The 23,048-nt window shown below is 59.1% G+C and carries 21 protein-coding genes and 1 pseudogene; 14 read left to right on the forward strand and 8 right to left on the reverse strand.

Annotation, left to right across the window (positions count from 1 at the left end; translation table 11 throughout):
* Positions 1-756 carry a M48 family metallopeptidase gene (locus tag BI347_RS07945; protein ID WP_204378017.1) on the forward strand — a complete coding sequence of 252 codons (756 nt, stop codon included), beginning with the start codon at positions 1-3 and terminating at the stop codon, positions 754-756.
* Positions 757-934: 178 nt separating this feature from the next.
* Here the strand turns inward: BI347_RS07945 and BI347_RS07950 are convergent, their stop codons facing one another.
* From BI347_RS07950 to BI347_RS07965, 4 genes are all read right to left on the reverse strand, one after another.
* Positions 935-1,309, reverse strand: a complete 375-nt coding sequence (locus BI347_RS07950) for a hypothetical protein (protein WP_071115672.1) — start codon at positions 1,307-1,309, stop codon at positions 935-937.
* A gap of 42 nt (positions 1,310-1,351) precedes the next feature.
* Positions 1,352-3,277, reverse strand: a complete 1,926-nt coding sequence (locus tag BI347_RS07955; protein ID WP_071115673.1) for a RecQ family ATP-dependent DNA helicase — start codon at positions 3,275-3,277, stop codon at positions 1,352-1,354.
* Between the two features lie 1,513 nt (positions 3,278-4,790).
* Complete coding sequence (locus tag BI347_RS07960) at positions 4,791-6,125, reverse strand: HipA domain-containing protein (protein ID WP_204378018.1); 1,335 nt, start codon at positions 6,123-6,125, stop codon at positions 4,791-4,793.
* 67 nt (positions 6,126-6,192) lie between these two features.
* Positions 6,193-6,564, reverse strand: a complete 372-nt coding sequence (locus BI347_RS07965; protein WP_071111860.1) for a helix-turn-helix domain-containing protein — start codon at positions 6,562-6,564, stop codon at positions 6,193-6,195.
* Between the two features lie 500 nt (positions 6,565-7,064).
* On the opposite strand from BI347_RS07965, the pseudogene BI347_RS07970 reads away from it, so the two are divergent.
* A pseudogene (locus BI347_RS07970) lies at positions 7,065-7,998 on the forward strand (IS5 family transposase).
* Positions 7,999-8,313: 315 nt separating this feature from the next.
* Here BI347_RS07970 and gyrB read toward each other — a convergent pair.
* The 3 genes from gyrB to dnaA all read right to left on the reverse strand — a co-directional run bounded on the left by gyrB (position 8,314) and on the right by dnaA (position 13,398).
* Positions 8,314-10,704 carry a DNA topoisomerase (ATP-hydrolyzing) subunit B gene (gene gyrB / locus BI347_RS07975; protein WP_071115674.1) on the reverse strand — a complete coding sequence of 797 codons (2,391 nt, stop codon included), beginning with the start codon at positions 10,702-10,704 and terminating at the stop codon, positions 8,314-8,316.
* A gap of 134 nt (positions 10,705-10,838) precedes the next feature.
* Positions 10,839-11,948 (reverse strand): DNA polymerase III subunit beta, encoded by a 1,110-nt coding sequence (dnaN, locus tag BI347_RS07980; RefSeq protein WP_071111863.1) that lies wholly within the window; start codon positions 11,946-11,948, stop codon positions 10,839-10,841.
* Between the two features lie 49 nt (positions 11,949-11,997).
* On the reverse strand, positions 11,998-13,398 hold the full coding sequence (gene dnaA, locus BI347_RS07985; RefSeq protein WP_071115675.1) for a chromosomal replication initiator protein DnaA: 1,401 nt from the start codon (positions 13,396-13,398) through the stop codon (positions 11,998-12,000).
* Between the two features lie 333 nt (positions 13,399-13,731).
* Between dnaA and rpmH the strand changes: the two genes are divergently transcribed.
* The 10 genes from rpmH (at position 13,732) to BI347_RS08030 (ending at position 21,642) form a co-directional block, all read left to right on the forward strand.
* A complete protein-coding gene (rpmH, locus tag BI347_RS22575) occupies positions 13,732-13,866 on the forward strand; it encodes a 50S ribosomal protein L34 (RefSeq protein ID WP_048408088.1) in 135 nt (44 codons plus the stop codon).
* Positions 13,867-13,871: 5 nt separating this feature from the next.
* Positions 13,872-14,237, forward strand: a complete 366-nt coding sequence (rnpA, locus tag BI347_RS07990; RefSeq protein ID WP_083338758.1) for a ribonuclease P protein component — start codon at positions 13,872-13,874, stop codon at positions 14,235-14,237.
* A complete protein-coding gene (gene yidD, locus BI347_RS22580) occupies positions 14,213-14,422 on the forward strand; it encodes a membrane protein insertion efficiency factor YidD (protein WP_083338759.1) in 210 nt (69 codons plus the stop codon). Before rnpA ends, yidD begins: the two co-directional genes overlap by 25 nt.
* A gap of 18 nt (positions 14,423-14,440) precedes the next feature.
* Complete coding sequence (gene yidC, locus BI347_RS07995; protein ID WP_071111865.1) at positions 14,441-16,069, forward strand: membrane protein insertase YidC; 1,629 nt, start codon at positions 14,441-14,443, stop codon at positions 16,067-16,069.
* 152 nt (positions 16,070-16,221) lie between these two features.
* Positions 16,222-17,574, forward strand: coding sequence for a tRNA uridine-5-carboxymethylaminomethyl(34) synthesis GTPase MnmE (gene mnmE, locus BI347_RS08000; protein WP_071111866.1), 1,353 nt, complete (start codon positions 16,222-16,224; stop codon positions 17,572-17,574).
* Between the two features lie 447 nt (positions 17,575-18,021).
* The gene (locus BI347_RS08005; protein ID WP_071111867.1) at positions 18,022-19,227 is read left to right on the forward strand and encodes a tyrosine-type recombinase/integrase; all 1,206 of its coding nucleotides are present in this window, start codon (positions 18,022-18,024) and stop codon (positions 19,225-19,227) included.
* 739 nt (positions 19,228-19,966) lie between these two features.
* A complete protein-coding gene (locus BI347_RS08015; RefSeq protein ID WP_071111351.1) occupies positions 19,967-20,182 on the forward strand; it encodes a helix-turn-helix transcriptional regulator in 216 nt (71 codons plus the stop codon).
* A gap of 18 nt (positions 20,183-20,200) precedes the next feature.
* Positions 20,201-20,920 carry a hypothetical protein gene (locus BI347_RS08020; protein ID WP_071115677.1) on the forward strand — a complete coding sequence of 240 codons (720 nt, stop codon included), beginning with the start codon at positions 20,201-20,203 and terminating at the stop codon, positions 20,918-20,920.
* A 34-nt stretch (positions 20,921-20,954) separates the two neighbouring features.
* Positions 20,955-21,353 (forward strand): hypothetical protein, encoded by a 399-nt coding sequence (locus BI347_RS08025; RefSeq protein WP_193431042.1) that lies wholly within the window; start codon positions 20,955-20,957, stop codon positions 21,351-21,353.
* A 10-nt stretch (positions 21,354-21,363) separates the two neighbouring features.
* Complete coding sequence (locus BI347_RS08030; RefSeq protein WP_083338760.1) at positions 21,364-21,642, forward strand: Ogr/Delta-like zinc finger protein; 279 nt, start codon at positions 21,364-21,366, stop codon at positions 21,640-21,642.
* 38 nt (positions 21,643-21,680) lie between these two features.
* Here BI347_RS08030 and BI347_RS23500 read toward each other — a convergent pair whose 3' ends face one another.
* Complete coding sequence (locus tag BI347_RS23500; protein WP_139167194.1) at positions 21,681-22,133, reverse strand: ogr/Delta-like zinc finger family protein; 453 nt, start codon at positions 22,131-22,133, stop codon at positions 21,681-21,683.
* A 344-nt stretch (positions 22,134-22,477) separates the two neighbouring features.
* Between BI347_RS23500 and BI347_RS24140 the strand changes: the two genes are divergently transcribed.
* Entirely contained in the window at positions 22,478-22,654 is a 177-nt protein-coding gene (locus tag BI347_RS24140; protein ID WP_167359404.1) for a hypothetical protein, read from the forward strand.
* Entirely contained in the window at positions 22,651-22,977 is a 327-nt protein-coding gene (locus BI347_RS08035; protein ID WP_071115678.1) for a DUF1484 family protein, read from the forward strand. The genes BI347_RS24140 and BI347_RS08035 overlap by 4 nt, the downstream gene beginning before the upstream one ends.
* Positions 22,978-23,048: the final 71 nt, after the last annotated feature.

A 23,048-nucleotide genomic window follows, 5' to 3' on the forward strand; every position in this document is an offset into this window, starting at 1 on the left:
GTGGCCGTTGCGATCAAGCCTGAGCCGAGTAAAACCAATCTGTCATTGAACTATGCGGATGAACAGATTGGTTTTGAACGGCTACCGCGCACGGGATCAAGCAACAAAATCCTGATCAAGGTGCTGCCGGACTGTCGTGTGCAAATCAGCGCGCCTGAAGCTGCCACGGATGCGCAAGTGATCGCCGCAGCCAAGCTGCGTGCGCGCTGGATTTATCAGCAACTGCGCGAGTTCCGCTCCCGCCTGGAGCATGTGCGCCCACGGCAATACATCAGTGGTGAAAGCCACTATTACCTTGGCAAGCAGTACGTCCTGAAAGTCATCGAAAACCCAGCAGAGAAACCAGCGGTGAAACTGCTGCGCGGCAAGATCGAAGTGACGGTGAAGGAAAAATCCGCCGACAAAATCAGTGCACTGCTTTTCGACTGGTACACAGCACGCGCTAAAGAAGTCTTTGCACGCAGGCGGGACGCAATGCTGGAGCAAGCCTTATGGGTGAGCGGGAAACCACCGCTCAGAGTCTTGACCATGCAAACCCAATGGGGAAGCTGTTCACCGGCAGGGCGGCTTACGCTCAATCCCCATCTGGTGAAAGCACCCAGGGACTGTATTGACTACGTGATCCTGCACGAGCTATGCCACTTGGCCGAACACAACCACAGCGAGCGCTTCTACCGGCTAATGGGACAAGTGATGCCGGACTGGGAAAAAGTGAAGTTGCGGCTGGATGGCATGGCCAACGCTCTGATTCATTAGATACATTACCTGCCGCCTGAGGTCTGCGAGTGTAGGATCCTATCTTGGTCAAGATGAGCCCCGCGGCCAATCAACGGGGTTCTAGACGAAAGTGGGACGGAGGCGGTACGGGCGTTCCAACTTCCTGGATGATCCTCTCCCAGACCTTCAGCCGCCGCTGATATGCGGAAATCTATCTCTATGCAAGGAAGGACTTCTCAAACAACTTCGCCTCGGAGATGCTGTAGAGGAAGTCAAAGCGCCGCCGCGCATGGCCGCAGCTGGCGCATGGTGTCTGGCAGGCCTTGCTGCAGCAAGATATCCAGGTATTCACCGTCTTAGGCGGGTTCTTGAGTGTTTGACTGTGGCGAGCAAAGGGCGCCAGGCCCGCTGAAAGATTCAAGTTCAGCAGGTGGGAGATGAACTCGCCCGGATGCTGGGCTTTGATTTCATGCGGCGCCAACTGTTCGGCAGGAGAGTCTTTCAGGTTGAAGGTGAGGGTGGGTTGAGTATGAAGTGAAGGGTGTGAGAGCCCAGTTTCTTGGACTCGCCCCATGATGACGCCACAGTTCATAGGCCCTGCACCCGTATCCGTGCTGATTTCAGCCCAACGGCGCTAACAATACGCCCGTACTTCAGCAAAGGGATAGGCAGCCAACTGGCCAAAGCCCGCTAAGCGAGAGGCACGCAATTTGGTGAGCAGTGGCAGGGTCATGCCGCATAAGAAACACGCCGCCAGATGGGGGGCCGGTACATGGCCCAGTTTTTCCGTCAGGCCAGCCAGCGCGGTTTGCAAGTTGTCCGCTGTTAAAGCGGGCAAGGCTGGGGCGGCGGGCAAGCGTGCCGGTTTACCGCGACACACCAGGCAATGGCCACACTGCGCCGGCGCGGCCGTATCACCAAAGTAGCTGGCCAATGCGTAACTCAGGCAGGTTTCAGTCTCGAACAGCACCAGCATTTGCTGCAAACGCGCCAGCTCGCTATCTTCCCGTGCCTGGAATTGAGCATGCAGGCTGGCGGCAAGCGATGCCACGTCAAACGCCGCATCGCTCACCGCGTATACCTCGGTCATCTGCTTGGTTTCCAGTGTTAGCCAGCCGCGCTCGTCCATGAACTCCAGCGCGGTGACCGCGCGTTGGCGCTGGCCGGGAAAGGCTTGCAAGAATGATTCAAAATCAAAGCTGTACCAGCTGCGCCCCAGTTTGCTATGCGCCAGCAAGGTGGCGACAAATTCGCGCCGTTCGTCCTTGAAGTGCGCCAACAGCGTGTCTTCTTCCTCCAGCAACTGGAAACGGTACTCGCTGTAATAGCTGTACTGCGCTTGCAGCAGGCCTTGTACTTCCAGGTACACCAACAGCGTTTTGAGCGGCAGTTGGCGGATATTGCTGTCGGCCGACAGCCCATGCAGCGTCATTTCCCATTGCCCGTTTTGTGCTTCGTCGCGGATGCGCTGCAGCACGTGTTCGATGGATTCCAATTGCGGCGTGTCGCCGTAGACAAAGTTTTCCAACACATGCAGGCCATCGCGATTCCCCAACAGCGTGCATAGCGATGTCTCGCCATCGCGTCCAGCACGGCCGATTTCCTGACTATAGTTTTCCACCGATTTGGGCAAGTCGTAATGAATCACCTGCCGGATATTGCCCTTGTCTATGCCCATGCCAAAGGCGATGGTGGCGACAATCACCGGCGTGGTGCCATTCATGAAATCGTCCTGAATCTGCTCGCGGAGCGTGCTGTCCAGCCCGGCGTGATAAGCCGCCGCCGAGATGCCTTGCGCTTGCAGCCTGGTGGCCAGGATTTCGGCGGTGTGCTGCTGGGTGACATACACCACGCAGGCTGCGCCGGGGGTGCGGGCCAGCAGTTGCAGCAGTGTGGCGTTCTTGTCGGCCTGAGCCATGGCACGAACATGCAGGTGCAGATTGGGGCGGTAAAAGCCGGTCACGGTGATGTGCTCCGGCGCGATTGCAAAGCGCCGCGCCATATCCTGCATAACCGCTGGCGTCGCGGTGGCGGTAAGCAACAGCACTTGCGGGATGTTCAGCTGCGCTCGGTACTGTGGCAGTTTGAGATAATCCGGGCGGAAATTATGTCCCCATTCCGAAATGCAATGCGCCTCATCCACCACCAGCAGCGACAGCGGCACTTCCGCGATAAAGCGGCGGAAGCGTTCGTTCTTCAGGCGCTCCACCGACACCATCAGCACCTTGATGCGGCCGGCGCGCACGTCGCTCATCACCTGCTGCGCTTCGTCGCGGCTTTGGGTGGAGTCAATCGCGGCAGCGGCAATGCCCTTGGCCTGCAAAAACGCCAACTGGTCGCGCATCAGCGCCAGCAGCGGCGAGATCAGTAGCGTCAAATGCGGCAATTGCGTGGCGGCCAACTGGTAGCACAGCGATTTGCCGGAGCCGGTGGGGAAAATCGCCATAGCGGAATGGCCATCCAGCAGTGCCTGGACCACCTCGCGCTGGCCGCCGCGAAAGCCGGAAAACCCGAAATATTGCGCCAGCGCGGCATCCAGCACGGAAGATTGGGGGGGCATGGCAGCCTTTCAGCACAAGAGTGGACAAGAGAGGAAGCATGATAACAAGGCCGCTGGAGTCACCGGCCGCAATCGGGAACGAGCGTGTACTGAATTTTGTCTAAACGGACATTTGGCAGGAAGCTGCCACCTAGTCTGGAGACACAATGAGCTCGAAGAAACACGACGTGCTCAATAGTTTGCTACTCAATGCGACTTATCTTGGATAGTGCCTTGGCGATCTCGTTTCTGTGTTTCGCAAGCTTCATCCATTTGGGAAGTCGCGAGAACATAGCACTATTCCCACTGCCCTGGCGTATCCGCAGCGTTGCGGAGACATAGCCTGACAGCTCGGTCAGATGCCGGCGGTTATATGCCCATACGGTTCCGTGTCTGGTATGAGCGATGAGTCGAAGCGGAAGGCCGAAGTGAGGATCAAGGCATCGGTCGTTAGGTACGATTCTTTTCATGGAAGCGGGGACCATAGACTCATGCTTGCATTGTGGGCAGGATGCCCGAAGCAAGCGAGGAGGACTTTCCAAAGGCGCTGGATAGTCTATGAATGGCGACAACCACATATGGCCGCAGTACCCGTATGGGCCCTGCCGGATAAGCGCACGGGCCCAATCCAATTTCCGTCGGTTGAACGAAGCGTCAATTGGCAATGCGAGCAGTTAAACTGAGCATCCCACCCGCAGTGGATCGAATGGGCGACAACGGTTCCTGGAGAATCGCAACGCACGCAGTTGACGAGCACCTCGTTGGAAAACTGGGGCAAGTTCTTCCCCGTATCGATAAATCTACTGGCAGTCATCACGGAAATCCCTAACACCATCTCTTTGCCGGCTAAGACGGAGAGTGTTCGTTTCTGGACAAAGCAGCATTATTTGATTGCTTCATGAACAGCTACTTTGGCTGGGAGGGAGGTGCTCTGGTCGAAAATGGTATCTTTAGCTAGTAAAAAGATGGCCTCCAGTCTTGGAGGCCATCCTTCTCACAGCGTAGGCTATGTGTGAAATCCCAAAAATCTAGAAGGGAAAAATCTAGATATTCGTGGGATCCTACACCTGTAGGTGGATGAATAACTTGAGAATCCTTAGCTTTTCCGAACAAGGCATTACGGCCGGTATGGCCGCATAAGATGGGAAAACCAGACGCGTAAGCTAAGAAATTTTCTCGCAGCCTTTCCAAGAGGTGCCGCGGGGGTAGCAGAGAGTCAGGCCGTACCATCAGCATGCGTGGTCACCATCAACGGTGATGATTCAAAAATCACCTGTAGTACAAGGCGATTTTAGCTTGTTTTCCCTGATGGGAGTAGTCAATCTAAGACGATTCAGTATTGACGGCAGGGTGTGCGAAGGTGTTTTGTCATCCTCTACCTGAGGTAAGCTCCGGCGGAGTACATCGCCTCAGTAAGTTCGTCAGTTGGGAGGACCTCGGCGTGGATAAACCCTGGCGGGAAGGGCAGACTGGGAAGCGGTGACCTTCGAAAAACGAAAGAGGTATCCCGCCCGATGTTGGCGTCCCTATCGCATCAGGCCAGTTGTTGAGCCATCTCTTGGATGATGACATAGACTATTGTACGGACCAGCCGTTCCTCGCCGTTAAGCCGGTGGGCCAGTTCAGAGCGGTGTTGCCTTAGATGGGCGTTTTCGGCCGTCATCTCATCGTGCAGCTGCTTGGCCTGTTCGAAAATTTGCCCCTGCAGATTGTTCAACACCGTTTCGGCAACTTTAGCAGGCAAGCCCACCTTCACGCCGGCATCTACCAGAACCTTCCGACTCATCTGCTCGAGCCGCACCACGCCTTCATCCAGAGGCCATGCCATTTCCCGGTGCTTCCAATTCGCTCCCCCTTCATCGCGAACAGCATCAGTCTCGTACACGGCCTCGGACAGCAGGTCGTAGGTTGGTGTCAGGTCAATACCGCTACTGGTCATGAAAAAGCTCAGGTTCTTCAGGTGGGCGTCGGTATTGCCGACCAGCACGTTGAATACCAACCACTCGAACAGTTTCAGCCGCACCTGAGCTTGGATACGACAGCGCCCGACGAAGGACTGTAGTCGCTCCAGACTGCCTTGACTGTATTTGTAGATGGCTGCCAGATTATCAAGCTGACAAGCATCAATGATGTGCAGCCGCTCCCAGGACCCGTTCTTTTCTACACGGTCGAAGCGCTCAACTAGGTAGACAGGCAACGGTGTGTAGTGTCGATAGACCGTTGGCACCTTCAAATGAGTGTTTCGCAGCCGGCTCGCCAGCTTCATCACGAACCACTCGTTGATGACCGAGTGTGGGTAAGCCGGATGCTCATGGTTTGGCTTCAAGATGTGCGTCGACATGGACGCCCCTTCGGGCTCGTACAGCACGCCATCCTCATACACCACCGCCAACTTGTTCTGGGCCCCGGCCAGCGACATCCGCTTGGGAGCCTCATGGGTGAGCGGCAGCCGCGGCAGGTCCTCGATGCGCCGAGTTAGATTGGCATCATCTAATAAGCGGCGCTGGCCGCCGGCAGGAACTGCGGTCCCTATTGGCAGTAGCGTCAACGAGCCGGCCGATTCCTCTCCGTAGTGCTCGAGTAGGCCGAATGCATCGCCGGTTGTCACGTTCGCATCCTTGGCTAGAGCCTCGCGGTGTGCGGACTCTGGTAGCAGGTTGTCGAAGTACCACTGTACCGGACGGTGAGTCGCACCATCGAGCAGTTGCTCCTCCTGAAGTGGTAAATGAGGGCTGAGTGGGAAGGCCGAGTCTAGTTGGAGCCAGCTCGAGTCGTACTGGAACGACCACACATTACCGGCCTCGGCTAGGTGGCCAACTATCTGGCTGTTGATGTAGACCATCAATTGTCGACCGTTCAGCTGCATCATCACCCTTTCTGATGGGGGTTGGTCCCTTTGGCTATCCGCAAGCTGGGCACTCGCGGAAGTATTGCATTTACTTCGTCGACGGGAGTTTCCCACAGTCAGCGAACGCCTCTTCATCTCCCTCTATCCGCCCCCGTAACAAGCTAGAGTTCGTCCTCCGCGCTGGGTTGGCCCTCTTCGCCTGGCGGTTTTTCTTCTCGGGCAGGGCCAGTTGCTCCGCGGCTCCGTCCGGGAGGTCGACAATAACTTTGATACCGAGGGCCTCGAGCACGCCAAACAGCTTGCCCCACTGCATGGTGTCCGCGCCGTTCTCGAGCCGTCCCATGAAGTTCTCGCTGACACCGAGCATTTCGGCAAATAAGTCCTGCCGTATCGCTTGGTGTTTACGGGTTGCGCGTACCAATTTGCCAAGTTGGTCGGGGGAGTCGAGCTTAAATTTCATCAGAACCTCTCAAGGGTTAACTGCAGGATTCCTTGATGTATGGCGGATTATATCTGTTTGCCGGAGCATACTGATATTTTCCTCATCCCGTGAAGGATTATAGCCTAGCCCGGCGAGAGGCATGAGATATTCCTCATTCTGTGGAGGATTTTAATGGAGATAGAAAAGGCACAGCACTTTTCCTGCACATAGTGAGGATTTTGCTCCTCTGGAAAGCATGGAAGGAGATTTTCCTTAGTATGTGAAGGATATTGTGGCATGTGGTATGTCAAACCTCGGCTGTCTGATGCCTGTCGGATTGCCGCATTGAGCCCGTTATTTTTGTCTGAAAAGTGTTCTATTCAGTGTGTTTTTGTCTGAATTTTGTAGGATTCTGACTATGACGAAGGGGAAGACGCCAGGGGTCAGGTACTGGCCCGTGCCCGCCAGATAGTCACTTTGGCTTCCTGACGGCTTTGTTGCACAAATACTCCCCCACCGCAGCTTGGTAAGATAGCGGCATGACCAAGCCCGCTCCAAAACGCTACCGAACGACCAACTGGAAAGCCTACAACCAAGCCCTGATCCAGCGCGGCTCCCTTTCGATCTGGCTGGATACGAGCATGTCATGGCAGGCGACTCCACGAGGTAAACGCGGACGGACGCAGACCTATAGTGATGCCGCCATTCAATTCTGTCTGACCATCAAGAACCTATTTGGACTGCCTTTGCGGCAGACCATCGGTTTCATTCAAAGCCTGTTCAAGCTGGCGGGCCTGGACTGGAGCATCCCCCGACTACAGCACGTTATCCAGGCGGCAGCAGACGCTGCAGGTCAGCATCCCCTATCAAAAGCGTTCAGGCGCGTTGCATATTCTGGTGGATAGCACTGGGATCAAAATGCTGGGCGAAGGCGAGTGGAAAACCAAGAAACACGGCGCGGAATACTGCCGGCAATGGCGCAAGGTGCATCTGGACATCGATGCGAAAACCCTGCAAATCCGCGCCATGGCGGTGACAGACAAGCGCCAGGGCAATGCGCAAATGCTGCCTTCGCTCTTGGTGCAAATCCCGGTCGATGAGCCGATAGCCTGCGTGAGTGGCGACGGGGCTTTCGATACCAAGGCATGTCATGAGGCGATTGCCGCGCGCGGCGCAATCGGGTGCATCCCGACGCGCAAGAATGCGCGGCCGTGGAAAGGAAGTTGGCCGGGTGTGCTGGCTCGAAACGAGATTCTGCGGGCCACCAAACGGCTAGGCAGGGCGATCGGGAAACGCTGGAGCGGCTACCATCGCCGCAGCTTGGTGGAAACCAAGATGCATGGCTTCAAGTTGCTGGGTGAAAGAGTGACAGCCCGGTGCTTCGATGGCCAAGTGGCAGAGCTGCAAGTGCGTGCTGCCATCTTGAACCGCTTCAGCATGCTGGGCCGTCCGTGCACGGTGGCTGTGGCATAAATCTGTTTGGGGAAGGGGGAAACTCGCCCTGCCTGGGATTTGTGCAACAGAGCCTACTGCATACCTCTGAGGCTCCGGCTTGATCGCTCCGACTAAGCACATCCATGCATCGGCATCCATAATTACCGGGGGGAGATGATGGATAGGCCCTGACTAGGGCTCGGCAACGTTTTCGCTATGTACTTGCCGTATGTTTTAGAAATGAAAATGGCCTCCAAACTTGGAGGCCATCCTTCTCACCGCGTAGGCTGCGTGTGAAATCCCAAAAATCTAGAAAAGTGGGAAAAATCTAGATATTCGTGGGATCCTACACCCTTACACGTCGATATTCCGCGCAATCAGCGCGTTACCCTCAATGAACGCCCGGCGCGGCTCCACGTCGTCGCCCATCAGGGTGGTGAACACGTCGTCGGCGCCCATCACGTCTTCGATGCGCACCTTGAGCAGGCGGCGCACGGTCGGGTCCATGGTGGTTTCCCACAGCTGCTCCGGGTTCATCTCGCCCAGGCCTTTGTAGCGCTGGATGTTCATGCCCTTTTTCACTTCGGCCAGCAGCCAGTCCAGCGCTTCGCCGAATTCCGCCACCGGGCGCACGGTTTCGCCGCGCTTCACCTGGGCGCCTTCGCGCAGCAGGTTGTTGAGCAGGTCGCCGGTCTTTTTCAGTTCCGCGTAGTCGCCGCTGTCCAGGAAGTTCTGGTCCAGCACCGTCACCAGCACGTTGCCGTGCAGCTTGCGAATGACCTTGATCAGGTGGCCGTCGTTCTTTTCGTCGCGCAGCAGTTGCAGTTCGATGGCTTCGGGCGGCAGCAGAGCTTGCAGCGCGGCGATGCAGGCGGTGGATTCGGCCTGGCTTTGCAGCGACAGCGGGCCGCTCTTGAGCATGGCTTCCAGCACCAGCGGGTCTATCACGCGGCTTTCGCGCTCTATCACCGCGCGGGTCAGCAGGAACTGGCGGGCGATTTCGGCCAGGGTGTCGCCGGCCAGCGGCGCTTCGCCTTCGGCGGGGATCAGCTCGGCTTTTTCCAGCGCCAGTTGCAGCAGGTACTGGTTCAGCTCGTAGTCGTCCTTCAGGTAGCGTTCCTGTTTGCCGTGCTTGGCTTTATACAGCGGCGGCTGGGCGATGTAGATGTGGCCGCGCTCCACCAGCTCCGCCATCTGGCGGTAGAAGAAGGTGAGCAGCAGGGTGCGGATGTGCGCGCCGTCCACGTCGGCGTCGGTCATGATGATGATGCGGTGGTAGCGCAGCTTGTCCGGGTTGTATTCGTCCTTGCCGATGCCGCAGCCCATGGCGGTGATCAGGGTGGCCACTTCCTGGCTTTGCAGCATCTTGTCGAAGCGGGCGCGTTCCACGTTGAGGATCTTGCCCTTCAGCGGCAGGATGGCCTGGAACTTGCGGTCGCGGCCTTGCTTGGCGGAGCCGCCGGCGGAGTCGCCCTCCACCAGGTAGAGTTCGCACAGCGACGGGTCTTTTTCCTGGCAGTCGGCCAGTTTGCCGGGCAGGCCCAGGCCGTCCATGATCCCCTTGCGGCGGGTGATTTCGCGGGCCTTGCGCGCGGCTTCGCGGGCGCGGGCGGCTTCCACGATCTTGCCGCAGATGATCTTGGCGTCGGCCGGGTTTTCCAGCAGGTAGGTTTTCAGCGCTTCGCTGATCACTTCGTTGACCACCGGGCCGATTTCGCCGGATACCAGCTTGTCCTTGGTCTGGCTGGAGAACTTGGGGTCGGGCAGCTTGACCGACAGCACGCAGGTCAGGCCTTCGCGCATGTCGTCGCCGGTGGTGTCCACCTTGGCCTTCTTGGCCACTTCGGTTTCTTCGATATAGCCGTTCAGGGTGCGGGTCATCACCTGGCGCAGCGCGGTCATGTGGGTGCCGCCGTCGCGTTGCGGGATGTTGTTGGTGAAGCACTGGACGTTCTCTTGGTAAGAGTCGTTCCATTGCATCGCCACTTCCACCGTCATGCCGTCCTTTTCGCCGATGCCGTAAAACACCTTGGGATGCAGCACGTTCTTGTTGCGGTTCATGTATTCCACGAAGCCCGCCACGCCGCCGGAGAAGGCGAAGTTTTCTTCCTTGCCGGTGCGCTTGTCCAACAGCTGGATGCCGACGCCCTGGTTGAGGAACGACAGTTCGCGGATGCGCTTGGCCAGGATGTCGAAGTGGAATTCCACCAGGCCGAAGGTTGCTTCGCTGGCGCGGAAGGTGATTTCGGTGCCGCGGTGGGTGGTGTGGCCGGTGACGGTGAGCGGAGCCACCGCGTCGCCGCGGTTGAATTCCATTTCATGCACTTTGCCGTCGCGCCAGATTTTCAGCTTCAGCCAGTCGGACAGCGCGTTGACTACCGATACGCCCACGCCGTGCAGGCCGCCGGAGATCTTGTAGCTGTTGCTGTCGAATTTGCCGCCGGCGTGCAGGATGGTCATGATCACTTCCGCCGCCGACCGTCCTTCTTCATGGTGGATGTCGGTGGGGATGCCGCGGCCGTTGTCTTCCACGGTGATGGAGTTGTCCGGGTTGATGATGACCTTGATGGTGTCGGCATGGCCGGCCAGCGCCTCGTCAATGGAGTTGTCCAGCACTTCAAACACCATATGGTGCAGGCCGGTGCCATCGGAGGTGTCGCCAATATACATGCCGGGGCGCTTGCGCACGGCATCCAGGCCCTTTAGAACCTTGATACTGTCCGCGCCGTATTCTTGATCGCTCATAACTCAAACTTTCCAAATGGCGGCGGCCTGGCGCGGCGGGGGTGTTTTCCCGCCGCTAAGGGCGCGCTGCCGGTCATTCTTAAACCCGGTTGGGAGGCCTGGGCCTCCCGCTCACATCACTGTCTGCGCAAGGATCAGATGCGCATCGGCATTACGATGTACTTGAAGTTGCTGACGTCCGGTATGGTGAACAGCGCGCTGCGGTTGGAGTCGCCAAACGCCAGTTGCAGGGTGTCGGCCGGCAGGTTGGTCAGCACGTCCAGCAGATAATTGATGTTGAAGCCGATTTCCAGGGTGCCGCCCTGGAAGGCGATTTCCAGTTCTTCTTCCGCTTCTTCCTGTTCGCTGTTGGTGCACAGGATGGACATCTTGCCCGGCGCCAGCACCAGCCGCACGCCGCGGAATTTCTCGTTGGCGAGGATGGCGGCGCGCTGCAGCGCGTGCAGGAATTCCACGCGTTCGATCAGGAAGATCTTTTCGTTGTCCAGCGGGATCACGCGGTTGTAGTCGGGGAACTTGCCGTCCACCACTTTGCTGATGATCACGGTGGCGCCAAAGCTGAAGCGCACCTGGTTGGCCAGCACTTCGATCTTGATTTCGTCGTCGCTGTCCTGCAGCAGCTTGTACAGCTCGATGATGGTCTTGCGCGGCAGGATCACTTCGGCCTTGGGCAGGGTGGCGGTGACGTCGGCGCTGGCGAAGGCCAGGCGGTGGCCGTCGGTTGCCACCAGGCGCACCTGGTTGCCGTCGGTCTGCATCAACAGGCCGTTGAGGTAGTAGCGGATGTCCTGCACCGCCATCGCGTATTGCACCTGGGAGATCAGGCGCTTGAGTTCGCGCTGGCTCAGCGTGAAGCTGGAGTCGCTGGCGTTGCCCACCGACAGCAGCGGGAAGTCTTCCGCCGGCAGCGTCTGCAGGTTGAAGCGGCTCTTGCCGGCCTTCAGCGTCAGGCGGCCGCCGTCTTGCTGTTCCAGCGTGACGGTGGCGTTGCCGGGGATGGCGCGCAGGATGTCCTGCAGCTTCTTGGCGGACGTGGTCAGGCGGAAGTCTTCGCCCGGCAGTTCGTCGGCGCTGGCGGTGGTGATCTGGATTTCCAGGTCGGTGGCCAGAAAGCCCACCTGGCCGCCCTTTTTCTCGATCAGGACGTTGGACAGGATGGGCAGGGTGTGACGACGCTCGACAATGCCGGTGACTGCCAGCAAGGGCTTGAGCAGGGCATCGCGTTCGGCTTGCAGGATCAGCATGTGGCGGGCTCCCGTAGGGTAGTGAAGAGTCGGTTCATGGTTGAGTCATTCAATTGCGCAGCATGGCCAGCAGCGTGTCGTAATCGTGGGCGATGTCGGCGTCGTGGGTGCGCATTTCATTGATGGTTTTGCAGGCGTGGAGCACGGTGGTGTGGTCGCGGCCGCCAAAGGCGTCGCCGATATTGGGCAAGGACAGCTGGGTCAGCTCCTTGGCCAAAGCCATGGCCACCTGGCGCGGCCGGGCGATGTCGCGGCTGCGCTTCTTGCTGTGCATGTCGGACAGCTTGATCTTGTAGTACTCGGCCACCGTCTTCTGGATGGCGTCCACCGTCACCTGGCGGTTGCCGGCGGCCAGGATGTCCTTCAAGGCTTCCTTCACCAGCTCCAGCGTGATGTTCTGGTTGGTGAAGCGGGCGTAGGCCACCACGCGCTTGAGGGCGCCTTCCAGCTCGCGCACGTTGGAGCGCACGTTCTGGGCGATGAAGAAGGCGACGTTGTGTTCCAGCTTGATGCTGTCGGCCTCGGCCTTCTTCATCAGAATGGCCACGCGCATTTCCAGCTCCGGCGGCTGGATTTCCACCGTCAGGCCCCAGGAGAAGCGCGAGATCAGCCGCTCTTCCATCCCTTCAATCTGCTTGGGGTAGCTGTCGCAGGTCATGATCACCTGCTTGCCGCCCTCTATCAGCGCATTGAAGGCATAGAAGAATTCTTCCTGGGTGCGGTTCTTGCCGGCGAAGAACTGGATGTCGTCTATCAGCAGCAGGTCCAGCGAGTGGTAGTAGCGCTTGAATTCGTCAAACGCCTTGTGCTGGTAGGCGCGCATGATGTCGGCCACGTAGCGTTCGGCGTGGATGTAGCGGATCTTGGCCTGCGGGTTCTTCTGGAACACGTGGTTGCCGATCGCCTGGATCAAGTGGGTCTTACCCAGGCCGACGCCGCCGTAGACGAACAGCGGGTTGTAGGCCTGGTCGCCCGGATTCTCGGCGATCTGCATCGCGGCGGCGCGCGCCAGCTGGTTGCCCTTGCCGGTCACCAGGGTGTCGAAGGTGAAGGACGGATTCAGGCGCGTGCTTTCATGGCTGCCGCCTATGGCCTTCACCGCCGCCTGCTTGGCGGGGGAGGGGGCGGCCGGCGTGTTGGGCGCGGCCGGGGCCGGTTTGCTCTTGGCCGGCAGGCTGCTGGCCGCCGGCTGCAGCGGCTTGGCCGAAGGCGCGCCCAGGCGCAGTTCCACCGGGCATTCGCCAATCAGCTCCACCGCCAGTTCTTCAATGCGGCCGAGGAAACGGTCCTTGATGAACTGCATGATGAAGCGGTTGGGCGCCAATAGCGCAACGCCCTCGTCGCCGGCTTCGGCGGTGAGGGGCTTGATCCAGGTGTTGAACTGTTGTGAAGACAGTTCGGCCTCCAGGCGAGCGAGGCAAGCAGGCCAGAATTGATCCAGTTCGGTCATTACATACACGCAAGTGAAAGCGAAAAACCCGCTGCCGGCGCAAGGCTCACAACAGCGGGAGAAGCCGTCTGCGACCTTTATAGAGCAAGGCGGCGCAGGCGACGAGTGTTCGGCATGGAAGCGGCCGGCAAGCTGCGGTGGTTGAGCGCGGCGGGTTGTGGGCCCTGGGTGCGTTCATTTGTTGTGCAGCCGGACGGCAACGATAAGCCCAGACATTCTAACGGTTTTTTACAAAGTTATCCACAGGGCGGGAGAAAATTCCTCGTTGACAAAGCTGCGGATTTCGAGTCAAATCACGCGTTTATTTCCGTTTCGAAACAGGAAACCCATATCATGAAACGCACTTATCAGCCTTCCAATACCCGTCGCAAACGCACTCACGGCTTTCTGGTCCGCATGAAGACCCGTGGTGGCCGCGCCGTTATCGCCGCACGCCGCTCCAAGGGCCGTAAGCGTCTGGCCGTATAAGCCCCTTGTCGGCTTACCGCTTTCGCCGTGCGCACCGGCTGTTAAAAACGGATGAGTTTTCATCCGTTTTTAGTTTGCGGCAACAACGCAGCAATGTGTTCTTCCAGGTATACGTCCGCCCCAACGGCCTCGACCATCCCCGCGTAGGGCTGGTGGTCGGCAAGAAGGTCGCCAAGCGGGCGGTGCGCCGCAACTATATCAAGCGCTGCGTGCGCGAGTGGTTCCGCCTCAACCAGCAACAGCTGGGCGGCGTGGACTATGTGGTTCGGGCCAAGCTGGCATTCACCCGGGCACAACGCGACGAAGCTGTCACAGCTTTGTCGGCTCTGTTTGCTAAACTGGCACGATGTCACGCATCCTCATCCTCCTGATCCGCTTTTACCAGCTGGCTATCAGCCCGTGGCTGCCGCCGCGCTGCCGCTATCAGCCCACCTGTTCCAGCTATGCGATCGAGGCGGTGAGAAAACACGGTGTACTCAAGGGCGGCTGGCTTGCAGCCAGACGCATCGGACGTTGCCATCCCTGGGGCGGCAGCGGCTATGACCCGGTTCCCTGAACTTTCCGGTATCGAGAGATGGATTCCAAGCGACTCATAATCTTCGTTTTACTGTCCGTGGGCATTCTGTTTGGCTGGAATGAATATTTCATGCCCAAGCACAGCCAGCAGCAGGCGGCCAAGGCTCCGGCCGCAGCGGGCGCAGTCAATGCGCAGCCGGCTGATGTCAACAAGCTGATCCGCGGCCAGCGCATCCACGTCAAGACCGACCTGGTCGAGGCCGAGATCGACACCGTGGGCGGCGACCTGCGTTCGCTGGCGCTGCTCAAGCACGCCGCGGCGGAAGAGCACGGCAAGCCGTTCCAGTTGTTCGAGGACGACGCCAAGCGCACTTACGTGGCGCAAACCGGCCTGGTGGCCGCCAGCAACCCGGCGCTGCCCACCCACAAAACCGTTTTCACCTCCGCCCAGTCCAGCTACCAGCTGACCGGCGACAAACTGGAAGTGAAGCTGACTGCCCCGGACGCCAATGGCGTCAAGGTGAGCAAGGTCTACACCTTCACCAAGGGCAGCTATGAAATCGGTGTGCGCTACGACATCGTCAACGGCGGCGCCGCTCCGGTAGCGCCCACCGCCTACTACCGCCTGCTGCGCGACAGCCAGGCGCCGGAAGGCGAAGGCCGCATGGCCCACACCTATACCGGCCCGGCGGTGTACACCTCGGAACACAAGTTCCAGAAGGTGAGCTTCGACGATCTGGCCAAGGGCAAGGGCGACTACGCCAAGACCACCACCGACGGCTGGGTGGCGATGGTTCAGCACTACTTCATGTCCGCCTGGATCCTGAAGCCGCTGGACGCCGCCACCGTGTGCAAGGACGACAAGTCCTGCCGCTTCGAGCTGACCGAGACCAATGGCCTGAACTCCGCCGCCGCGCTGGTCGACTACGCCACTATCGCCCCGGGCAAGAGCCTGAGCGTGAGCGTGCCGTTGTACGCCGGTCCGGAAGAGTACAGCATCATCTCCAAGCTGGCCGACGGCATGGAGTACGCCAAGGACTTCGGCATCTTCTACATCTTCTCCTCGCCGCTGTTCTGGCTGCTGGTGAAGCTGCACAGCCTGGTGAACAACTGGGGCTGGGCGATCATCCTGCTGACACTGACCATCAAGGCCGTGTTCTACCCGCTGACCGCGGCGTCCTACCGCTCGATGGCCAAGATGAAGGCGCTGGCGCCGCGTCTGGAACGCATGAAGGAACAGTACGGCGACGACCGCATGAAGTTCCAGCAGGCGGTGATGGAGATGTACAAGACCGAGAAGGTGAATCCGCTGGGCGGCTGCCTGCCGATGCTGATCCAGATTCCGGTGTTCATCGGCCTGTATTGGGCGCTGCTGGCGTCGGTGGAACTGCGCGGCGCGCCGTGGGTGCTGTGGTATACCGACCTGGCCCGTCCGGACCCGTACTTCATCCTGCCGGTGCTGATGACCGCCACCATGTTCCTGCAGACCTTCCTCAATCCGCCGCCGGCCGATCCGATGCAGGCGAAGATGATGAAAATCATGCCGCTGGCCTTCTCGGCGCTGTTCTTCTTCTTCCCGGCCGGCCTGGTGCTGTACTACGTGGTCAACAACGTGTTGTCGATGAGCCAGCAGTGGTATATCAACCGCAACATCAACAAGCAGAGCAAGGCCGCGCTGCAATCCTGATTGCCGCGACAGTCTGCCGCTTGACCCCGAAACCCGGCCATTGGCCGGGTTTTTACGTTGGCGGCGCGAGATGCCGGCAGCCCCGCCGGGCTTTTTGCTGGATAATTGAGCCATGACATTGCAGCCGGCCGCCGGTTGCGCAAGGAAACACGATGAACCTCAGCTACACCCCCGCCACCATCTGCGCCGTCGCCACCGCCCCCGGACGCGGCGGCGTCGGCGTGATCCGCGTCTCCGGCAAGGACCTGCTGCCGTTCGCCGCCGCCATCAGCCAGGGCAAGACGCCCAAGCCGCGCTACGCGACCTACACCGACTTCTTCGACGGCCACGGCCAGGCGATAGACAACGGCCTGTTGCTGTACTTTCCCGGCCCCAACAGCTTCACCGGCGAAGACGTGCTGGAGTTGCAGGGCCACGGCGGGCCGGTGGTGATGAAGATGTTGCTGTCGCGCTGCGTGGAGCTGGGCGCGCGGCTGGCGGAGCCGGGCGAGTTCACCAAGCGCGCCTTCCTCAACGACAAGCTGGACCTGGCGCAGGCGGAAAGCGTGGCGGATTTGATCGACGCCAGCAGCGAAACCGCCGCCAAGAGCGCGCTCAAGTCTCTGAAGGGGGCGTTCTCCAAGGAAATCCACGTGCTGGTGGACGAGCTGATCACGCTGCGCATGCTGGTGGAGGCGACGCTGGACTTCCCGGAGGAGGAGATAGACTTCCTCAAGCAGGCCGACGCCTTGGGCAAACTGATGCGTCTGCGCGACAGGCTGGTGCAGGTGCAGGCCACCGCCAAGCAGGGCGCCATCCTGCGCGAGGGCATGCATGTGGTGCTGGTGGGGCAGCCCAATGTCGGCAAGTCTAGCCTGATGAACGCGCTGGCCGGCGACGACATTGCCATCGTCACCGACATTGCCGGCACCACCCGCGACACGGTGCGCGAGGAGATCGTCATCGACGGCGTGCCGGTGCACATCCTGGACACCGCCGGCCTGCGCGATACCGACGACGTGGTGGAGAAGATAGGCATAGAGCGCACCTGGCAGGCGGTGGAGCGCGCCGACCTGGCGTTGTTGCTGGTGGACAGCCGCGAGGGCCTCACCGCCGAGGTGCAGGCCATCCTGGAGCGGCTGCCGCCGGCGCTGCCCAGGGTGCAGGTCTTCAACAAGGTGGACCTGTCCGGCGAGGCGGCGGGGCTGTCGGTGGAAAACGGCCACCCGCTGGTGCGCCTGTCGGCCCGCACCCACCAGGGCGTGGACGTGCTTAAGGCCAAGTTGTTGGAGATGATAGGCTACAGCGGCGCCGACGAAGGCGTGTTCCTGGCGCGTCAGCGCCATCTCGACGCCATCGGCCGCGCCGCCGAGCATCTGGAGCTGGCGCACGCCGACTGGCAGCAGGTGGAGATTTTCGCCGAGGAGTTGCGCATGGCGCAGAACGCCTTGTCCGAGATCACCGGCGAATTCTCCGCCGACGATCTGTTGGGGGTGATCTTCAGCCGCTTCTGCATCGGGAAGTAACTTGATGTCCAGCATCATCCCGTAACATCCATAAACCCCGCTAAAACCCTTGTCATTGTTACATTCTTTCGTCCAGTAGCATCCGACGATGTTCATAGACAGCCAGATTTTTTAGGTACACACTTAGGCACACACGCGATAGTGGTGTCTTTTTTGTGTACCTAGCTTGGCTGTTTTTTCTTGTCTATTGGCTAATTGTTAATGACATTGACATGTACATTTGGTACACGGTTTGTGAGACCGGATTTGTGTACCTTATTCTTGATAAGTTATTGTAATTAAATGGTTTTATTGGGACTTCTTTGGCTGGATCGACCTCATTTTTTGCCTTGTTTTCAATGTTTTTTTGGTGTGTTTTCGTGCTGTTTGGCGAGTGACTGCGGAAAACAAGGATTTTGCCGCTATCGTGTACCTTAGAATTTTTACCGTGTACCAAATGAGGTGACTATGCCAAGGGCGACCACACTGCTTACCGATACGGGGATTAAGGCGCTGAAGCCAAAGGAGGCCCGATACCGGGTGACGGACTCCAAGGGGCTGCTGCTGGAGGTGATGCCCAGCGGTTCCAAGGTCTGGCGCTACCGTTACCAATTGCATGGCTTCCGTCAGCCAACCTTGACCATTGGGCCTTATCCAGAAATCGATTTGAAAACCGCACGCAGGCAGCGGGACGAATGGGCCGAGCTGGTGGCCCGTGGCGAGTCTCCCAAGCGGGTAGTGCAGGCGGCCAAGATGGAAAGGCTCAACACCGTGGCGGCCTTTGCCGAAGAATGGCTAGAGGGGCAGCTAGAGGGGAAGTCAGACAGCTATCAGAAGACGATGCGCCGGATCATGGACAAGGATGTCTTGCCTTGGCTGGGTGGCATGCCGCTGGCGGAAGTGAAACCGTCCGACGTGTTGGAACTGTGCGACCGGATCAAGGCGCGCGGCTCTCCCAAGATGGCGCTTGTCACCCGCAACGCGCTCAAGCGCATGTATGACTACGCGATAGCGCGCCAGCTGGCGGAAACCAATCCCGCCGCCGCTTTGGTGGCCCGCTTCATCGCGGTGGAAGAGAGCCGCGACCGGGTATTGTCCCACGAGGAAATCGGCCAGGTGCTGCGGGCTGTGTACCAATCTGACATTCGCCGGTCCTTGCGGCTGGCGCTGCACCTGTTGGCCATCACCATGGTGAGAAAAAGCGAGCTAATCCAAGCGCCTTGGTCTGAGTTTGATTTGGTTGCCGGGATATGGGACATCCCCGCCGAGCGGATGAAGAAAAACAAGCCCCATCGTGTGTACCTATCCCGCCAAGCATTGGAAATGCTGCAAGAACTGAAGATGCTGGCCGGGCGTTCCGCTTATCTATTGCCCAGCAGTCGTAGCAGCGAAGACAAGCCGATTGGCCGCAGCACGCTGAATCAAGCAGTGAATTCGCTATCGCTGGATGTGCAGCATTTTGTCTTGCATGACTTCCGCCGCACCGCGTCCACTCATTTGCATGAGATGGGCTATTCGTCCGACGCCATAGAAAAAGCGCTGGCGCACAAAATCGTCGGAATCAAGGGTGTGTATAACCGCGCGGAGTATGCCGAACAGCGCAAGACCATCATGCAAGCTTGGTCCGATTTTGTTCAGGCGCAGATTGATGTTGCGAAGGTAGTTCCTCGTTAATGGTGGAATGAATTTAATGTGGTTGACGGATATTTTTCCATCTTTGAGTTATTGAAGAAATGCGTTTCGTTTTTTGACGATTGCTCTCGTTAGCTCGATAAGCGAATTCATATGTTCCAAACATCCGTTAGTCGCCGCATAAATCCACTGTAGGCGCCCTTGCCCCATTTGACTGGTTTGGCTTGCCGCAGTGCGCTGTCGCTCAATACTGCCCGTTTGTGCGCCTGTATGCCCTATGTTTTACCACCGCCCCCCGGCGCGCGCCCTCGAAGCCCCGCCTCGCCCCCGCGCTTCATGTGCCGCTAATCATGCAACCGCATGAACCCGCCCAAAGCCCGCGCCACCGGGCTTTGTTCACGTCTGCACCCCTCTGCAAACTCATGCGTTTTCATGCACTCTGCGCATGCAGTCTCCGCGCCGGCCGCCAGCGCCTGGCCGTGTAGCCCTTCCTTCTTCTTCTCCTCGATCCGCTCGCATCCCTCCCGCGCCGTCCCCCTGCGTCCGACGCCGTCCATTTGCCCGTTTCAGCCCTTCGCCCCCATAAAACGCCTCACGAAACTTTCTGCCCGTCAATAGCCGAAACGGCGTTTTTTCAGCTCAAAAAGTTTCGTTGTTGTGTGGCGATCCCACACAACACCGCCCCAAAACAGCATTTGTTTTTTGCTGGATACTGGCCCCGCTGACCGACGTATCCGGCTGCATCCCCTGCTATCCAGACAAGACGACAAGGACGCCAAACATGAATGCTGTTGCCCCCTCTCCCTCCCAGCCGCTGCGCTTTCTGCGACTGCCGGAAGTCATCACCACCTGCGGCCTGTCCCGCTCGTCGGTGTACGACGCCATCAAGCGCGGCCACTTCCCGGCCCCGGTGTCCTTGGGCGGCAAGAGCGTGGCCTGGCTGTCCTCCGAGATCGAAGGCTGGATGTCCGAGCGCATCGCCGCCCGTCAACCCTAACCCACAAGGAACCTCCCCATGCACCTGACCGACCCGAAACGCAATGCCTACCTGTGCGAACAACTGGATATCTGCAAACAGCTGTTCGCCAGCTATCAGCAAGCCCAGCAAGACCACCAGAGCAAAGCCGAGCTGTTCGCCAAGCAACAGCAGGCGGCCGACGACGCCGAGCAAAAAGCCAAGACCCTGCGCGGCAAAGCCCGTGCGCTGCTGCGCGAAATGATGGGCCAGCCCTCCAAGCAAATGCAGGACTTGCGCTCCGAGGAGCGCGCCGCCTACAGCGAGGCCGAAGACTACCGCACCTTCCTGGCCGAACTGGAGCTGGACCGCGACGAGGCCGCGCTGGCGATGCTGGATATCGGCCGCGACTATGTGGAGAAACGCCAATACGCGCTGCAGGTCTACACCGCCGGCTTGCTGGATCAGGCCAGCCAGCTGGAGCCGCTGCTCAAGGCGCTGGCCATGCATGAGGATGGCTTGCTGCGCGAAGGCCAGTTTGCCACCTGGCGACAGCTGGGCTTTGAAAGCGCCCAAGCCGCCGCGCTGTCGGAATTCAATACCCAGCTGACGCGGCGCTTGTCGAGCTACCAGTACGACCATCACGCCGACTCGGTCCATCAAGCCGTGCCCTGGGCGCATGGCCTGGAGGAGGCCCGAGGCCTGAGCCCCTGCAAGTACAACAAGCAGAAAGCAGCCTTTGCCGAGCGTCGCCAGGCGCTGGAAGCCGCCAATCAATAAGCGATAACCGATAAACAGAACCGGGATGAACAAGATGACTAAATGGATTGGTGTGGATCTGGACGGCACGCTGGCGCAAGTGAGCCACGGCAATTTCGGCATGATAGGCCGGCCGGTGGAAGCGATGATGAACCGGGTCAAAGCCTGGCTGAATGAGGGGGATTACGAGGTGCGGATTTTTACCGCCCGCGCCGCCGACCCGAACCAGATCGGCAAGGTCAAGGACTGGCTGAGCCGCAACGGCCTGGCCGGCCTGGAAGTCACCCACCTCAAAGACCGCGACATGATCGAGCTTTGGGACGACAAGGCGGTGCGGGTGGAGCGCAACACCGGCAAAGTCTGCGAGGGCTGCGGCAACGCCGAGCGCGACCAGCCGGGCTTCAGCCACCGCAAGCGCACGCTGAGCGACATTCCCCAACACACCGACTGCTAAAGGACGCGAGATGGCTTTCCCCTGCCCCCTGTGCGGCGCTATGTCGCGGGTCCGCACCAGCCGGATGATGAGCGCCACCAGCAAGGAGATTTACTACAACTGCAGCAATGACGACTGCTGCCACCAGTACAAGACCCTGGAGGGCGACCCGCGCACCTTGGCGCAGCCGATCAAGGGCGGGATGGCGATTCCGCTGGAGCAGTTGCGCCAGCTGCCGGGGCTGGCCAATGCGCCCGCCCTGGCGCTGACCACTGGCCAGGGGCGCATCCGCCATACCGTGCTGAAGTAAAAGAAATGGCCCGCTTTAGGGCGGGCCGTTTTGACGCTTCAGATTCTCAGTTTGGCACTGGCTTCATGGGCAATATCCAGCAACAAATCATAGGTTCGTTCTATTTTTATGGCCTCTGCCTTTGCCGCCTTAAGTTCCGCATTTAGCCTTGCAATTTTAGCCTTTGCGCCCTCAGATCGTTCTTCATATATGGATTTAATCTCGAATATATGCTCGACAACCTGCCACGGCTTAAATTCCCGTCGAATATCTTCTTCAGTCCAAAAATTACTTGGCCAAACTGAAGATTCGATAGAAAAAACCGCTTTACCCTTATCGCCGCAATTTTTGCACCTCACATAATATTCGGTATATTTATTAGTAACCTTACGGCTAGTCCGAACCTTTATAGTGCCTTTGCTATTGCACTTGGGACAACCAAAATCGCCAAACATAAAACCCTCAAATAAAAAGGCCCCTGCCAGGGCCTTGATTCCATCACCATAATTCAAACCATCTAACGTCCATTATATCCGTATGAAATGCACCGCTCAAATCCAATATGTGAATCACATGCTTGACAGCCCCGCCCGATTCCCGCACCATTACCGTGTCGCGTTCAATAGCGCGACCGGGTTTGGCGACCCGGATAAAGAAGGCGGACAGCCGCCTATTGCGGCATTTTTTACGTCCGTTAGAAACACCATTGGTACGTCTTCTTCTATGGCGGGCCTTGGTGGGGATACCTTCGGGTATGCCGGTTGCCTTCTTACCGGTTCGCCAACCCCGTCTTGCGCCTGCCACCCCCGTTTGGCGACGGGAGGCCGGCTTTACCGCTCAAAAGAAGGAGGCTCCCATGCCTGGCATCATCCTGCGTGCTTTCCGCGCCCTGTTTCCGCAAGTCACCCGTCCCGTTTCCACGTTGCCCAACGAGGCCCAAGCCCGCGCGCTCGCCGCTTTGCTGGTCGCCCAAGGACAACGCGCCTTGATTCATCGCACCGCTGCCGGTTTCGCCGTGGAGGTGATCGCATGACCGCCCTGCCCATCCTCGCCCCGCTGGCGCTGGCCGCCATCCATCGGGAACTGTCCCGCCTGCAACAGCTGACCGTCTTGCCGGAGTACGCCGCCTTGCGCGAACCGGTGGCCCAGCTGGCCGGCCTGTGCGAATCCGTCGAAGACGTGGTGTCCGGCGGCATCTGCCGCTTGTCTGGCACCAGCGAGACGCTGCAAGGGCTGCTCGATCTGCTGCGCCATGCCGAGGACCGGCCGTTGCCGGCCAATCGCGTGGTCGGCCTGCTGGCCCCGCTGCAACAGCAGGTGGTCCACGCCTGCTCCGAAATCGGCCAAATCCTCTAAGGCAATCCCATGCACACGCTTTTGATTCTCTCCCTTCGCGGGCGAGCCGCTACCGGCTTGTCTATCGTTTC

Origin of the sequence: Chromobacterium sphagni (assembly GCF_001855575.1) — a bacterium.
Lineage (GTDB): Bacteria > Pseudomonadota > Gammaproteobacteria > Burkholderiales > Chromobacteriaceae > Chromobacterium > Chromobacterium sphagni.